This is a genomic window from Niabella sp. CPT15-335-S11, from assembly GCF_058792415.1.
In genome coordinates, this window is record NZ_JBYTEI010000001.1 from 1,425,985 (window position 1) to 1,443,398 (window position 17,414).

Below are 17,414 nucleotides of genomic sequence, written 5' to 3' on the forward strand. Positions count from 1 at the left end.
GCTTATTGCTGTACCCAGACCTAAGCACTAAATTTTTCGATAGTTTTGGCTATTCATTTTAAAAGCTTTAGAAGAGTAGCCGGTTTGTTATCTTTATAAGAGCTTTTGCTTCTGAACTAAGTTTGTATTCGGGACTGTGGTCTATTTTCAAAACAAAAAACATGCATTTGAGAGCGATTAAATTTTTAGGTCTTGTCATTTTTCAATTATTGCTGGTCAGTATGGCATCAGGACAGGAAACCATCCTGCGGTATTTGTCAGGGAAAGACAAGGATCATACGGTAAACTGGGATTTTTGGTGCAGTTCAGGGATGAACAGCAACAAATGGGGTAAGATTGCCGTGCCTTCCAATTGGGAACTTCAGGGTTACGGTACTTACAATTATGGGAGAGATGTGGTCAACCCCGAAGAACATGGCATTTATAAATATTCGTTTGATGTTCCTGCTTCGTGGAAAGATAAAAAAGTCTTTATCGTCTTTGAAGCATCGATGACAGATACCCGGGTACTAATTAATGATGTCCAAGCCGGACCCATCCACCAGGGTGCATTTTATGAATTTGAATACGATATCTCTAAACTGCTGACTTACGGGGCATCGAACAAATTGCAAGTAGAGGTTAAAAAAAAATCAGCTAATGAATCCATTAACAGGGCGGAGAGGCAAAGTGATTTCTGGATATTTGGCGGCATCTTCCGGCCTGTCTATCTGAAAATATTACCAGCCACATTCATCGAACGCGTTGCGATCGATGCGAAAGCTGATGGTCAGTTTACGATGGACGTCTTCACGCAGAATGGCCGCAGGAATCAATCGGTTGAGGCTGAAATAACCGACCTGAAAGGAAAGCAGGTAGGCTTCATTCAGGCCACACCCATCTCTGACAAATTAACTTTAAGTACACGTTGCAACGGCGTGAACGCATGGAATCCTGAGCAGCCCTATCTGTACCAGGTACAGGTGACCATGAGGGAAGGGAAGAAAATCATACACCGTTATCATCAGCGGTTTGGATTCAGAACGGTGGAAGTCAGGAAGGGCGATGGTATTTATGTAAATGGTACGCGCGTTATTTTCAAAGGGGTGAATCGTCACAGCACCTGGCCTGAATCCGGCAAGACCCTCAGCCGGGAAATTCACCTCCAGGATATCAGGCTCATGAAGGAGATGAATATGAATGCTGGGCGGATGAGCCATTATCCGCCCGACAAGGAGTTTCTGGATCTTTGTGATTCTCTGGGTTTGTTTGTACTGGATGAACTTACAGGCTGGCAGAAAGCCTATGATACCGTAACCGCCAGGAGACTTGTGCGCGAGTTAGTGGTCAGGGATGTAAATCACCCATCTATTGTGCTATGGGCGAATGGAAATGAAGGCGGGTGGAACCGGGCCGTGGATAATGATTTCCGGCTCTACGATCCGCAGGACCGCTTGGTCTATCATCCCTGGGAACGATTCAATGGTGTCAACACAAAGCATTATCCTGTTTACGATTACGTGGTGAAAGAAAAAGAATCGGGCGATATTTTCTTTCCCACCGAGTTCATGCATGGGCTGTTTGATGGTGGACATGGCGCTGCGTTGAAAGATTTTTGGGCGGAGATGATGAAGAATCCCCGCAGTGCAGGAGGTTTTCTTTGGTGTTTTCATGATGAAGGGGTCCGCCGACGGGATCTGCACGACAGTATTGATGTAGTCGGCAATTTTGCGCCGGATGGTATTCTGGGACCGCACCGGGAGAAAGAAGCCAGTTTTTTTGCCATTAAAGATATCTGGAGCCCCGTATCCATTTCGTTGGATAGTATTGATATTCATTTTACTGGAAGTGTGCCTGTCACCAATAACTATTTGTACACGAACCTGAACACGGTCCGTTTCAAATGGGAGTGGCTGAAATTTCCTGGTCCGTATCAGAAAGTTCCGGATCCGGCCGTGCTCAAGGCCGGAACTGCCAAAGGTCTGCAGGCAAAGCCTGGTGGGAGGGCCATGCTAAGTATTTCTGCGGGCAAAGCTCTTTTGGAGCGGGCTGACGCACTTCGGCTGACCGCTTTTAACGCAAAAAATGAGACGATCAATACCTGGAGTTGGCCGGTTAAGAACAACCGAAGCATTAATGACGAGAGGTATTCATCACTTAATGGTGAGAAATTATCTATAGCTGATTACGACGGCCTGTTTAAAGTCACCTGTGACGGGGTTGAATACAATTTCGATAAAAGCACAGGATTTCTTAAGCAAGTGAGCTACAAGGGAGCTATAATTTCTCTGCATGATGGCCCGGCCCTCGCCGGCTGCGATCTGCCGCTACAGAATTTTACGACCGTCTCTGATAAGGGCGTACAGCATATTTATACTTCCTACAGGAATGACAGTTGCCGGCTGGATAATCATTGGGTGTTTGCTCCGGGTAAGATGCCCCAATTACAATACAATTATTCGTTGAAACCCGTGGCAGACTATTCGGGTATTACTTTTAAATACCCCGAAGAAAAGATCAGGAGTATGAAATGGTTAGGGAGAGGGCCTTACCGCGTTTGGAAGAACAGACAGGAAGGTATGCAATGGGGTGTATGGGAAAAGGAGTATAACAATACCATTACTGGTGAATCCTGGATATATCCCGAGTTTAAAGGCTGGCACGCGCAGGTGGCCTGGGTCACAGTCAATAACAGTGAATCGCCTTTTACCATTTACACCGGAAAAGACCTGCCTTACTTCCAGATGCTTCAGCCTGCTCCCCCGGTTGCGGCACGAAATAATCACACGGCACCGCCATTCCCGGGCAATGCAATCGGAATATTCAACCAGGTAAGCCCCATCGGAACCAAGTTTCAGGATGCGGCGCTGTTGGGACCGCAAAGTCAGAAGAACCATAATCCGGCAGGCAGTACTTATTTGGGAACCTTGTGGTTTGATTTTAAGGTGAAGTAACAATGGCGCTTTTACCGGCAGCTTTTGTTAAAGTGATCAACCTACTAAATGAACGTGATGGCAAAGAAATCTTTTTTACTCACATTAAGCCTTTTGGCAGTTGGGGTGGCTGTTTTGTCTCAGCCTCCACTCCGGTTGGTAGATTCAAAAGCTACACGGGAGACCAGGAACCTGTATCAAAACCTGCACCGGTTAGCTGAGAGTCATATTTTATTCGGACACCAGCATGCCACGGAGTACGGCCATGGATGGTCGGGAGACAAAGACAGAAGCGATGTCAAATCCGTGACCGGATCGAACCCGGCAGTTATCGGCGTTGATTTTGCAGGGCTTTCAGGCCAACCGACCTCGGAGATTGAAAAAGAAAAAGCCAGGTTGCGGAAAATCATTGCTGATACCTATGATCGTGGGGGAATCACAACCGTGTCCTGGCATTTCAATAACCCGGTATCAGGCGGTGGTTTTTACTGGAAGGATAGTGTGTCGGCGCCCGCGGTAAAATATATTATACCGGGAGGTACCGCGCATCAGCCATACAAGGAAATATTGAAACAGATTGGGAGCCTGGTAAATTCAGTCAGGGGCCGTGATGGTGCAAAAGTTCCGATGATCTTCCGACCCTACCACGAATTTGACGGCGATTGGTTTTGGTGGGGACGGAGCCATTCCACCACGGAAGAATTCAAAAAATTGTGGCGGTTCACGGTTTCTTACCTGCGTGACTCATTGAAGATACATAATTTCATCTATGCGTTTTCGCCCGATAATCTTTTTACTACGGAAGCCCAATACCTGGAGCGCTATCCGGGAGATGAATGGGTGGACATGGTGGGTGTAGATAATTATGGCGACTTTGGACGCTACGGGAAATATAATCTGGAAGCCGGTTTTCAGAAATTAAAGATTGTCTCGGCGTATGCACAAAAAACGGGTAAGCTGGCTGCTTTTACGGAGACTGGTCTCGAATCGATCCCTGATCGCAACTGGTGGACGGAAAGTCTGCTAAAAACTTTGAAGCGCGAGAACCTAAAATTGTCCTATGTGCTCGTCTGGCGGAATGATACTCATAGTCCGACTCATTTTTACGCGGCTTTCCCGGGGCACGCATCGGTAGGGGATTTTCTGAAATTTTATGATGATGATTATACCATTTTCGAAAAAGATCTTATAAACACAGACCTTTATGGCAAATCGCACCGGGTTATGAATCCAGTAAACAAACACGGATCACTGAAAGTACAGCATGGTAAGCTGGTCGACAAACACGGGCAGCTAGTCGCCCTCAGAGGTATGAGTTTCGGCTGGCATAACTGGTGGCCCCGGTTTTACAATGCCGGTGCTGTTCATGAATTGGTCACGAAATGGAACTGTACGGTACTGCGTGCAGCAATGGGCGTAGATCCTAAAGACGGTTACATTCAAAGCCCGGATAATTCAGTCAGGCTTGTGAAGCAGGTTGTGGATGCATGTATCAAGGAAGGTGTCTATGTGATCATCGACTGGCACAGTCATAATATCCGCACTGCAGAAGCCAAACAGTTTTTTGAGTTGATGGCGAGGACCTATGGTCGATATCCGAACGTGATCTATGAGATTTTCAATGAGCCGGTTCGCCAATCCTGGGACAGTCTGAAAATGTATTCGGAAGAGATCATCCGGACCATCCGGAAATATGATCCGGACAATATTATTTTGGTGGGATCCCCGCATTGGGATCAGGATATTCATATAGTTGCAGATGATCCTTTGACAGGGTTCAACAACCTCATGTACACGATGCATTTTTATGCTGCCACGCATAAACAGTCCTTGCGTGATCGCACAGACTATGCACTGGGTAAGGGTTTGCCAATTTTTGTTTCTGAATGTGCCGGAATGGAAGCCACCGGGAATGGACCCATCAATCATGAGGAATGGAATCGCTGGGTGAGGTGGATGGATGAGCGGGACCTGAGTTGGGTAGCCTGGTCTGTTGCAGATAAAGATGAGACTTGTTCAATTTTATTGAAGACAGCGGGATCTGAGGGAGGCTGGAATGAGGCGGATTTGAAGGAATGGGGAAAGATGACCCGGAAATATCTAAATAAGTACGGAAATAGCGATGTTGAAATATATGTAAAATAAGTAAATCATTAGGTTAATGCCTGAAAAAGGTGGATGCTTTGTAAATAATTTTTTTGAAAAATTCGGGAACACAAGCATAAAACTATTTATCGCATGTTACAGAAAAAGAGAAATAGAAATGGGATCCCCGGGGTTGCCATTTTTCGACTGTTATTGCTGGTTTCAATGCCGTTATTTTTGATGCCGGCCTCGGGAATAGCGTCCGGTATTGAATTGCGGGATCAAAAGTTGCTTGTAGTCTTTGACGCTGAAACCGGTGCGTTGACACGACTGGAAAATCTGCAAACCGGTTGGGTCATCAACAGCAGAGCATCATTAGGCATTTCATTCAGGATGCATGCGCCCCTGCCTGATCGCCGTTTTAATTACATTTACGGGCAGAAGCAACATGCTGTAGTTAACAAAATATCAGACAGCCAGATCCATTTCGAATGGCGCAATTTGAAAAGTGAGAACGGAGGTGTTCTGCCCTTGATATTTAGCGCAACGGTAACCTTAACTGATGGAAGACTCAACTTTGAAAGTAAGCTGATCAATAATTCTGCGCTTACGGTGGAAACGATTGATTATCCTTATTTGGGAGATCTGAAATCACCTGCAAAAAATATTTCCCTGAATGCCCGTACCATGTGGTATGGCGGATTGGAAAGCGAAGAAATTTATCCAAACTTCGACAATCGCAAGGGGTACTGGGGTGTTTTCAATCCCACAAAAACAAAGGGTTCACATCGGAGCCTGTACTGTTTGTTGCAATCATCAGCTAACCAGGGGCTGTATGTTGGTGTGCAGGAGCCGAAGCAACGCTACTATGTGGAATATACCTGGGAACAGCACCCGGCAAATATTAATTCAGTAAACGGTCTAGTCCCTCAGTCTGATGAGATCAGCGGGTTGACAGTAAATACTGAGTTTCGCCTGTGTCATTTTGTATTTGCTGCGCCCCATTCAACAACGGAACTGATACCCATCCTGTTTACTCCATACAATGGTGACTGGCAGGCTGGGGTGGATGTATACAAGGAATGGAGAAAGACCTGGTTTAGGAAACCCAATACGCCGGCGTGGGTAAAGGATGTAAATTCATGGATGCAGTTGCAGATCAATTCACCTGAAGACGACTGGCGTGTTTCTTTTAAAGACCTCTATAAATATGGAAAAGAATGTGCAGAGAATGGCGTTACAGGTATCCAGCTTGTTGGTTGGAATAAATTGGGACAGGACGGCAACGACCCTTCGCAGGACTTCGAAGATCATTTGGGAACCTGGGACGATTTGCGTGATGTGATCAGAAAGATCGAAGACCTCGGCGTTCATATGATCTTGTTCGGTAAAATAAACTGGGCGGACAAAACAACGTCAGCGTACAAAAAAGAATGGTATAAATATGAAGTTAAAGATCCGTATGGGATACCTTATGAGCAGGGGGGCTACAGCTATTACACACCTACCCAGTTGGCTGGCATTAATAATCACCGGCGCGCTATTATGGACTTCAATGCGCCGGGTTATCAGGACGCCATCGCCAGGGAGTTCAGGAAAGTACTTGATCTAAACCCTTCGGGATGGCTGTTCGATGAGAATTGCCACCACGGACCGGCATTGTATAATTTCGCGAAGGACCATGGATATGCTGCTCCGGGATATGTTTATGGAGGCGATATGCCATTAGCGTCAAAGCTGAATGAGATGGCCTTCAGGAAAAATCCAAATTTTTTATTTGCAGGAGAAGGTCACATGGATTGGTTGTTTCAGCAATACCAATGTTCGTATTTCAGAATCGGGCTCAACGCAACGCCGGTGGATCGTTATATCGACTCTGAGGCGCCATTGGTGGTAGCAGTTACCGGGGTCGACGACCGGGAAAAACTGAATCTTATTTTGATGGACAGATACATTATTAGTTATGAACCCTATAATTTCAAAGGGCATATAACTGACTTTCCGCTGACGCTTGCCTATGGGAAAAAAATTGATGCGCTGAGAAAAAAGTATAAAGACTGGGTTTGGCATGCGGCATTTAACGATGTTCTCGGCGCCAGCGTAAGTTCCGATGGCCCTCACAAGTATGCTGTTTTCCTGAATAGCGCCGGTAAGAAAGCTGTAGTAGTAGGTAATTTTGGAAGAGAGAAGAGTATACATGCCCGTGTCCGGCTGGATGGAAGGGAGCATGCGCAGTTTGACGTAGTGACACCCGAAAACCTCAATCCCTTCCTGAATGAGGGAGAGATCGACATTCCAGCTCGTTCAGTAGTTGTAATGATGGAAAAGTAAAATGATTTGTGGAGTGTTTTGTGTTCACTTTGAAAATTTGTAGGAAAGCAAGATGAATGACGGAGCAAACATTATTGACAGGGAACGGCTTTTAAAAAAAGCAACAGAGGCCGGCGTGCTTTGGGACATGGTTGTGATTGGAGGCGGGGCGAGTGGTCTGGGAACTGCGCTTGAAGCAGCAACACGCGGCTACAAAACGCTGTTGGTAGAGCAGGCCGATTTTGCAAGCGGAACTTCCAGCAGGAGTACCAAACTGGTACATGGAGGCGTACGTTACCTGGCCCAGGGGAATATTGCACTCGTACGCGAAGCCAGTGTAGAACGAGGCTTGCTTAAACAAAATGCTCCCCATCTGGTGAAAAATCAGACGTTTATTGTCCCGGTGTATACAGTGTGGGAAAAGTTCAAATATACCGTTGGCTTAAAACTCTACGATTGGATCGCCGGCCGTTTATCATTGGGCCCTTCCGTATTTATTTCCAGGAAAGAAGCGATGGACGCTCTTCCGGAATTGCGGTCCAAAGGATTGCTGGGCGGCGTATTGTACCACGATGGTCAGTTTGATGACTCGAGGCTGGCGCTCAACCTGGCTCAAACGATCCTGGAGCAGGGCGGACTCGCCATTAATTATTTAGCGGTTACAGGACTGGAAAAGAGTGAAGATGGTAAAATTACAGGGGTGAGTTTAAGAGATGCAATGCGAGGTACAAGCCACCAGATAATGACCAAAGTAGTTGTGAATGCCACCGGCGTGTTCGCAGATGAGATATTGAAAATGGACAATCCCGCAGCTCCAAAAAGCATTGTGGCGAGTCAGGGTATCCACCTGGTTCTGGGAAGGGAATTTTTTTCTTCAACGCATGCGTTAATGATTCCCCGGACCAGCGATGGAAGAGTGCTGTTTGCAGTCCCCTGGCACAAAGAAATCGTTGTGGGCACTACGGATACGCCGGTGCGGGACATTACCATGGAACCGCGGCCACTGGAGGAAGAAATTAATTTCATTCTAAATACCGCCGGGGCATATCTGAATAAACAGCCAACGCGCAAAGATGTGCTTAGCGTATTCGCAGGACTACGCCCTTTGGCAGCTCCCAGAGAAGGAAAGGAAAAAACGAAAGAAATATCCCGCAGCCATAAAATAATTGCATCGCCGGCGGGATTGTTTACCATGATCGGCGGCAAATGGACCACATACCGGAAAATGGGCGAGGATATGATAAACCTCATTGAGAAAAAAATGGACTGGCCTCCAACAAATTCAAGGACAGTTCGTCTGCCGATTCATGGTTATACGAAGGGAACAGATTGGGACGATCCTTTTTATTTTTATGGGAGCGATGCGAAGTGTTTAAAAGAAAGAAGCAATGGAACCTGGATTAGCGAAAAGTTGAGTATCAATGAAGCGCAGGTCCGGTGGGCAGTTACGCATGAAATGGCCCTGACGGTGGAAGATGTATTGGCAAGAAGAACAAGAGCATTGTTTCTGGATGCAGCAGAGTGTATGAGGATCGCAGAACCGGTCGCGGAGATCATGATGCGGGAGCTTCATCAAAACGAGGTATGGAAGCAACAGCAGCTACAGGCTCTTGGGGCGCTTGCGCGGCAATACGTTATATAAAAGGATAAGATAGTGTGACTGCAGATGAGAATTGCACAAATAGTGTCGATAGCGAAATTTATAGGAAATAAGCCGGTGATCTCTATCACAAAAACGGAGAAGGAATGATGGTGTGCTTTATTTAGAAAGCTAATTGTGCACCTGGTTCTTGCCGTTAAACCCCGAATATTTGCCCTTGGTCCTTGAAGCACGCACTTGTCAATCCGGTTTTATATCTTATTCAGGATACTTTCCTAATTGATAGGTATTTCAGTTTTTTGTAGTATATTGCTCGGTCCAAATCTTGTATTGTTATTTTCGACAAAACTCTAATGTGTGAAGGCCATGAAAAGACGACATCTTGTAACCATTAAGGATATAGCGAGGGAGTTGCGGATATCGACGGCAACGGTATCACGCGCGTTCCGCGATACTTTTGATGTAAGCGCAGAAACGAGGGAAAAGGTATTGAACAAAGGAAAAGAATTGAATTACCGGCCTAACTTCAATGCCAGAGGCCTGGTCAACAATAGGTCGCACAACATCGCTATCATTCTGCCTACGATTACCAACTACTATTTTTCTACTGTAATTACCGGCATTCAGACGATCGCCTATGAAAGCGATTACAATATTATCCTTTATGTCACGGGCGAATCGAAAGACCGCGAGATTTTGATAGCCCAAACCTTATCTTTAAGTTCTATCGATGGCTTACTGGTATGTGTCACCTCTGAATCTGACCATTGCGATCACCTCCGAGAGGTGATGGACAGCGGTGTGCCAATGGTATTTTTTGACCGCGCGGCCGAAATGGAAAACACCTCTCGGGTGACTCAGAATGATTTTGAAGGTGGCTTTATGGCGGTAGAGCATCTTGTTAGCCAGGGATACAAGAAGATAGCACATATCGGCGGACCGGCGGGTTTGTCTTTTTCCAGGGAGCGGCTGAACGGATATCTGGCAGCTTTAAAGAAATATAAACTTGCATTCTCCGATGACTGGATTATCCAGTCCGAATTTTCGCAACTGAGCGGCCAGCAGGATACAGAGCAGTTGCTGCGGAACAAAAAAAACAGGCCCGATGCTATTTTTGCCGTTAACGACCGGAAGGCAATTGGTGCTATGCTAGCCTTAAAGGAAGCGGGCATACAAATCGGTAAAGATATAGGTGTGGTGGGCTTTACGAACGACCCGATGTCCGCCATCATTTCGCCGGGGCTTACCACCGTAGAAGAGCCTGCACTTGAAGTAGGGAAGCAAAGTTGTGAACTACTACTCAAACATATTTCAAAAAGAAATTTCCAGGCCAGAAACGTCGTTTTAAATGGAAAACTAATCGTAAGGGAATCGACTACAAGATGAAGGGGATGAGTATGGCGTGTACCTTGCGCGCAGGGGCGGCTCATGGATTTTACACACCGTCCGGACGTGAACCAAACGCGTTGAAAACTTATGTGATAGCCGTCAAATCTAAATCGCAGATACATCGTTGTTTTTATGCATAGGAGGGCCCAGCCAGATCTTCAGACGCTATTATCGGAAACGTTATCGGTGTTTTTTCCAGCTTCCACTGTCCCATTTATTAGTTTTAGATAATTATTGATACCAAATTAGTTCAGCTAAAACTCTTCAAAAATGCATCAGGAGAAAAAATTCAGAGTAGTTCTAGGGCTCGCCATATTCTTATTTCTCTGTTTCCTGTTCGGACCCACTGTTCAGGCTCAGGAAGCCAAGAATATCAGGGGAGAAGTAAAGAACGAAGCTAGTCAGCCTTTAACGGGCACTACCATCGCCATTAAAAACGGGAACGTTCGGGTTTTGACCGCGAAAGATGGAACTTATAGCTTGCACGCGGCAACAGGCGATACAATCGTCTATTCAAATGTGGGGTACGAGACTGTAGAAAGAATCGTTGGCGATGCCTCAGTAATAAATATTGTACTGAGAGAAAATGCCACCGAACTGAGCAACGTGGTTGTAACAGCGCTCGGTATTAAAAGGCAGGCGCAGTCTTTGACCTACTCCACTCATCAGCTCAACGGAAATGAAATTACGGCTGTGCAGGATCCCGGCGGTAATATTATGAATAGTTTGAGCGGGAAGGTGGCCAATATGGTCGTTACACCTGCGGCTTCCGGGCCCGGAGGTGCAGCGCGGGTGATACTTAGAGGGAACCGGTCCATCAACGGAAATAATAACGCTCTGATTGTAGTGGATGGCGTGCCGATAGATAATTCTATGAGTTGGGAGCCCAATAGTGGCGGTTCTGCAAACACACTGGGGACGCAGGCAAAAGGGATTGGCAGTAGCTATGCCGGAATGGACGGAGCTTCCAGTGTTAATCCGGAAGACGTGGAAACGATCACTGTCCTAAAAGGACCGGCAGCAGCGGCTTTGTACGGAAGCCGCGCGGCAAACGGAGCACTTATCATCACTACAAAGAGCGGCAAAGCTGGGAAAACTACCATAAACTATAACGGAGGTGCTTCCGTTGACCTCCCATATTTCTTAAATACATTTCAGAATGAATATGGAGCGGGAAATGGTGGAAACGCGGGTACCAGTGCTGCCCAGAGCTGGGGAGCAAAGGCTAAAACCTATCCTGACAATGTAAAGAGTTTCTATCGAAATGGCTTTTTGGCGAACAACTATGTGGATGTCTCCGGTGGCTCAGAAAAGATGCGCGCTTTTGCATCCTACGCCCGAAATAACACAAATGGAATTGTCCCCGAGAATTCTATGACCCGCGACAATTTCAATTTGAGGGTGTCGGGGAGGATCTTACCCCGACTTACGATGGATGCGAAGATCACCTACCTGAATCAGTCGATAGATCATCTCCCCAGGCTCGGCGACCAGGGTATTCATAATGAAGTATACATTATGCCGAGGGATCTCAGCACCGACGCGCTGAAAAATTTTGAGAAAACGGACCCGGCTACAGGGCAGCCCTTGCCGATATATTGGACAAATTCGTCAATTTTTCAGAACCCTTACTGGGATGTGTACCGGATGAATGTTACAGAAAACCGCGATCGCATCCTGTTGTTAGGTTCGTTAAAATATGAACTTACCGACTGGCTCAACTTTCAGGCGCGATATAGCCTGGACAAGGATGATGATCTGCTTACCGGATCTTACCATAATGGTACGGTGCTAGCACCTTTCAACCCCCCTGGTGGGCGGTACCAGGAATCAGCGATAAGCCGCTGGGAGCGGAATGTGGACTTCCTATTTTCGGGTAATAATAAGATTGCAGACAATCTAAGTGTCGGTTACAACCTGGGCGGCGCAATTCTGGACCAGAGAGGGGGAAGCAAATCCACGCTCGCCAATGGCCTGAATGTGATCAATAAATTTTCTTTTGATTTTGCAACCGCCCTTTCCGGGACTACCGTACCTTTTAAGAAGGAGATACAGTCACTTTATGGAAATGTGCTATTCAACTTCAAGGATTACCTGTATCTGGACGGCAGCGTGAGAAACGATTGGTCAAGCACGCTTCCCGCACCGTACAGCTACTCATATCCTTCGGTCGGGTTGGCTGCTGTAATTAGTGAGATGACCAGACTTCCGTTGTGGATAACATTTGGTAAGGTAAGGGTAGCTTATACCAATGTTGGTAACGATGCGGATCCATACCGTACTACGCAACTTTATCTTTACAGTGCAGGGGCAGGAAGCGGATTTATTTCGCGGGATGCCACAAAAAGCATTACCGACCTGAAGCCCGAAAAGACGAGGTCTATTGAAGCAGGCATTGAGTGGCGATTCTTCAATAACCGGCTCGGTATTGATGCCACCTTTTACAAGACGAACACAGTTAACCAATTGGTGCTCATAGGTCTTCCCGCGGCCAGCGGATTCAGCAACCAGTACGTCAATGTGGGTAATATCCGAAATGCTGGATTTGAAGCGCATGTATCGACTATACCGGTCAGTACACCAGTTTTTAAATGGACTTCCAATATAAATTTTGCACTCAATAGGAACAAGATATTATCATTGAAAGAAGGGATTACTTCAACCGTTTTAGCAGCGTCAACGAATTTTGGGCAATTGATTATAGCGCCGGGCGGGTCATATGGAGATATTTACGGATATGGATGGGCGAAAAACACGACGGGTAAATATCTGATATCTGCAGCTGGATTGCCGGTGGCAACTCCTGCAAAGGATCAGAAGCTGGGCAATTTTAACCCTGATTATACCGTTGGGTGGAGTAATACGCTGAGCTATAAAAGATTGAATCTGGGTTTCCAGGTTGATGGAAGAGTCGGGGGTATCATCATGTCGGGCACCGATGCAATAATGGCTTTCTATGGCGTAAGTGACTACACAACAAAGTTCAGAGACGGTGGTCTGGTACTGGATGGGGTATTGGCCGACGGCAGCCCTAACTCCACGGCCATTAACGCGGAAAAGTTATGGACGACACTGAGTGCCGGCGGTCGTAATACAGGTTATGATCAGTTCTTTGCATTTGACGCGACCAATTTCCGTTTAAGGGAATTGTCCGTTGGATATACGTTTAAACTGAATCCGGGATTCGTTAAAGACGTCCGTTTGTCGCTCAGCGGCAGAAATTTATTGTTCCTGTACCGGGGTAAATCGAAATTGGATATCCCAGGAATCGGCCGGCGGACTTTGCCAGTTGATCCCGAAGCTGCCATCGGAACGAGTAATTACCAGGGCATCGAATCGGGACTGCCTCCTGCAGTTCGCAGCATTGGAATAAATCTTCACCTTTCCATCTAAATCTAATTTGCATCATTATGAAATACAAAAACATATATCCGATATTACTATTTATGGGACTGGCATTCTCATTGCTATCCTGTACGAAGAATTTCGATAAGATCAATACAAATCCTAGTGCGCTTGCTTCAGTGGGCAAGCTAGAGTTTGGATACATGTTCACCCGCGCAGAGTCTGGCGCATGTATGAACCAGGGATATTATCAAACCGTACAGAATCTTTACACAGATCTGTACGCCCAGTATTTTTCTTTAAATACGACCAGTTTTTCCACTGACCGGTATGTGATGAACGACGGGTGGCTGGGGCGGCTTGGCGTAGTGACTTATGTATTCGCTATGCCCAATCTGAAAACGATCATGGATAATACCGATCCCAATTCGGGGGAATATGCGCTGGCCAATATCTTATGGGTGTATGCGTTTCATCATCTGACTGAGTATTTTGGTCCGGTTGCTTATTTACAGGCTGGCGAGTCCTCAGCATCGATTCCTTACAATTCGGAAAAGGAAATTTATCTGGATTTTTTTAAGAGGCTGGGCACCTCCGCTACAACGCTGAAAAATTTAAATCAGCCGAATGTCTTTGGAAAATTTGACATTATCTACGGCGGCAATGTACAGCAATGGATACGCTTTGCCAATTCCCTACGTTTAAGGCTGGCTTTGCGAATTTCAAATGTGTTGCCAGATCAGGCCAAACAGGAGGCGGAAGCGGCAGTAGCAGGCGGCGTTATGACTGATGTAAGCCATTCAGCGTGGATAGCAAAATCATTGAACGGCAACGATGGGAATGGACTGGCGCGTATTGCCAGTTTTAATGAATTCAATATGAGTTCGACGATGGCCTCTTATCTCAAAGGGTACAATGATCCGAGACTCTCTGTGTATTTTCAACCGGCAGTTGGCAACGGAAAATTCAAAAGCATCCGGAACGGAACTCCCGCAGCAGATCTGAATAATCCTGTAAATAAAAATAAGCAGGTGTCAAATCTCGGGACGTACTGGGTTACCTGGAGCGGTACAGCCTGGAGTCCGAACCTAACCGCGAATCAACCTGTCATGTATGCGGCTGAGTCTTATTTTCTCAGGGCAGAAGGTGCTTTGAACGGATGGAAAATGGGTACTGAAACCGCGCAGCAACTTTATGAAAAAGGCATTGAGGTGTCAATGAGACAATGGAATATCACAGACCCCGCAATAATCGGCAGTTATCAGCAATCGACCGCCGTGCCGGTAGCTCCGGATGATTTTGCCAAGTCACCGGCTGTATCGGATATCCCTGTGAAATGGAGTAGTACAACGGATGTTCAACGCGCACAGGTGGGCACACAAAAATGGCTGGCAATCTTCCCTGATGGTTTTGAAGGCTGGGCTGAGTTCAGGAGGAGCGGATATCCGAAAATGTATCCGGTCATTCAGTCGGACAATGCAGATCTGCCGGCAGGAACTTTTATTCAACGGCTTCCCTACGCATCGTCGGAAAGATCAACCAATGCCGTTGAGTTAGATAAGGGAATTAAGTTGCTCGGCGGACCTGACAAAGTCTCAACTAAACTCTGGTTTGCAAAATAATTTTCTGAGAGCTTAGTACAATCGGCGAGGTCTCTGATAAATATTTATACATTCATAGTCAATAAACCGCCACTATTGAGTAAGATATTATTTTTCTGTTTACTGAGCGCGATGTCGAATTTTTATCGCGTAGGTGCAGACAGAGCTGTGCCCGAAAGTCACCTGGATACTCTCCCCAGAGTGTCCTTTACAGAGAAAGCCGATGTGATAGCCCGGTCGTTGGAAAAAGACGCCGCTGTTAATTTTGACCTGAGAAAACTCTCATCAGATAAACCGGGGTGGGAATTGCAAAAGCGCGAGTTGCGCAGGCGGATCTGGAAAGCCGCCGGGGTAACTGTAGATCATAGCCTGCCACTGGATTATCGGGAAACAGGGATGATAAAACTGAACGGTTATACAATCAAAAAAATATATTTTCAAACCAGGACAGGTGTGTATGCTACAGCAAACCTCTATGTACCTGATGGCAAGGGGCCATTTCCTGCGGTGATAAATATGCATGGGCACTGGGCTGAGGGAAAAGCAGCGGAGTCGGTGCAGTCATGCGCACACGAACTCGCGCTCAATGGTTATGTTTGTTTGAACATCGACGCCTGGGGGAGCGGGGAGCGCACGACCAATCACGGCGTTCACGAATACCATGGATCCAATCTTGGCGCCTCTTTAATCAATGTGGGTGAAACCCTGCTCGGCGCCCAACTAGCCGATAATATGCGCGGCGTGGACTTATTGTGTTCATTGCCTTATGTGGATAAGAACCGTATTGGAGCTACCGGCGCCAGTGGTGGCGGTAATCAAACTATGTGGCTTTCTGCCATGGATGACCGGATTAAGGCTAGTATGCCCGTAGTAAGCGTGGGGACCTTTCAGGCTTATATCATGGCTTCTAACTGTGTCTGTGAGATGTTGCCGACAGGACTAACTTTCGCGGAAGAAGCGGGCGTGCTGTCGTTGATGGCCCCCCGCGCTTTGATGATTGCCAGCGCATTGCAGGACAAAAATAAAGCGTTTTTTCCCAGTGAGATGTTACGGAGTTTTACGCACATTAAACCCATATATGAACTGTATGGTAAATCTGAAAATATAGCATACCGCCTATTTGACACGCCCCATGGCTACTGGCCGGAAATGCGGGAAGCGCTTCTGGGATGGTTTGCTTTACATCTGAAAGGGGAGGGTGATGGTAGTCCGCGAAAAGAAATTCCTTTTCAATTGCTGACTGAGGAACAGCTTATGGTCTTCAAGAAGGGCGAAAGAGCCCCACTTGTGGTCAGCACCGTTGCATACTGCAAAAAGAAAGGCGCCCTGGAATCCCTGAAATGGGAAGGACTCCGGACCATCGATAAAAAAGAAAAAAGGAATAAGCTAAAGGATATCGTCTTGTATGAAAAAGATGACTTGCGGATTGCTCACCCGGTAAAGAAGAACGATTCTATTGAAAATACGATACTGGAGACGGAGGATAAGCAATTGATACCGCTCACGATATTTAACGCGAAGGATAAGAAGCGAGCCCTGGCGCTGGTTTTATTCACCGATGAGGCTGATCAGACTTACCGCAATGCCGTGATAAGCAGTTATAAGCGAAGAAATTATATTGTTGTGGCAGCGGATTTATGGGGTCTGGGCACCAACAATTCTCCACAAGCAAAAGTGACCGACGGAAGTCTTCCTTCCTTCCATACACTTGCACGGGCTAATCTCTGGCTGGGACACAGTGTGCAGGGCAGGTGGGCCGACCAGATCCGGTTGATCCTTGAATATACGAAACAACGTTTTTCTCCAGGTTCCGTTACGGTGGATGCTGTACGCGAGACAAACATTGCATCTTTGATAGCTGCTAATCTTTTTAACAACATAGATACCTGTGTACTGCGCAGTTGCCCGCTAAGCTACGCGGTGGGCGACCGAGCCGGAATGGATTTTTTTAATATGTCTGTCCATCTGCCGGGCATTATTCCCTGGGGTGATATACCGTTGCTGACAGCGATGAGTGGATGCAAACTGGTCGAATTCCGAAATCCGGTCTCTTTATCCGGCAAAATGGCCGATGCCACGAAGCAAAAGTATTTTGAAGAAAAGGTAAGAGATGCAATGAAGAAGGCGGGAACAGTAGGCTCGATACGATTTACAAATAATGAAAACTTATGA

The 17,414-nt window shown here is 46.6% G+C and carries 8 protein-coding genes; all 8 read left to right on the forward strand.

The window, feature by feature from the left end; translation table 11 throughout:
- The first annotated feature begins 167 nt into the window (after positions 1-167).
- The 8 genes from AC3WS5_RS05730 (at position 168) to AC3WS5_RS05765 (ending at position 17,414) form a co-directional block, all read left to right on the forward strand.
- Positions 168-2,933, forward strand: coding sequence for a glycoside hydrolase family 2 TIM barrel-domain containing protein (locus AC3WS5_RS05730; protein ID WP_492466296.1), 2,766 nt, complete (start codon positions 168-170; stop codon positions 2,931-2,933).
- Between the two features lie 57 nt (positions 2,934-2,990).
- Entirely contained in the window at positions 2,991-5,057 is a 2,067-nt protein-coding gene (locus AC3WS5_RS05735; RefSeq protein WP_492466297.1) for a cellulase family glycosylhydrolase, read from the forward strand.
- A 93-nt stretch (positions 5,058-5,150) separates the two neighbouring features.
- Positions 5,151-7,328 carry a DUF6259 domain-containing protein gene (locus AC3WS5_RS05740; protein ID WP_492466298.1) on the forward strand — a complete coding sequence of 726 codons (2,178 nt, stop codon included), beginning with the start codon at positions 5,151-5,153 and terminating at the stop codon, positions 7,326-7,328.
- Positions 7,329-7,380: 52 nt separating this feature from the next.
- Positions 7,381-8,949: a glycerol-3-phosphate dehydrogenase/oxidase gene (locus AC3WS5_RS05745; RefSeq protein ID WP_492466299.1), complete on the forward strand. Its 1,569-nt coding sequence runs from the start codon at positions 7,381-7,383 to the stop codon at positions 8,947-8,949.
- A gap of 324 nt (positions 8,950-9,273) precedes the next feature.
- The gene (locus AC3WS5_RS05750; RefSeq protein WP_492466300.1) at positions 9,274-10,293 is read left to right on the forward strand and encodes a LacI family DNA-binding transcriptional regulator; all 1,020 of its coding nucleotides are present in this window, start codon (positions 9,274-9,276) and stop codon (positions 10,291-10,293) included.
- Positions 10,294-10,566: 273 nt separating this feature from the next.
- Complete coding sequence (locus tag AC3WS5_RS05755) at positions 10,567-13,689, forward strand: SusC/RagA family TonB-linked outer membrane protein (RefSeq protein ID WP_492466301.1); 3,123 nt, start codon at positions 10,567-10,569, stop codon at positions 13,687-13,689.
- A 17-nt stretch (positions 13,690-13,706) separates the two neighbouring features.
- The gene (locus AC3WS5_RS05760) at positions 13,707-15,263 is read left to right on the forward strand and encodes a SusD/RagB family nutrient-binding outer membrane lipoprotein (RefSeq protein WP_492466302.1); all 1,557 of its coding nucleotides are present in this window, start codon (positions 13,707-13,709) and stop codon (positions 15,261-15,263) included.
- A 75-nt stretch (positions 15,264-15,338) separates the two neighbouring features.
- Complete coding sequence (locus tag AC3WS5_RS05765) at positions 15,339-17,414, forward strand: alpha/beta hydrolase family protein (protein WP_492466303.1); 2,076 nt, start codon at positions 15,339-15,341, stop codon at positions 17,412-17,414.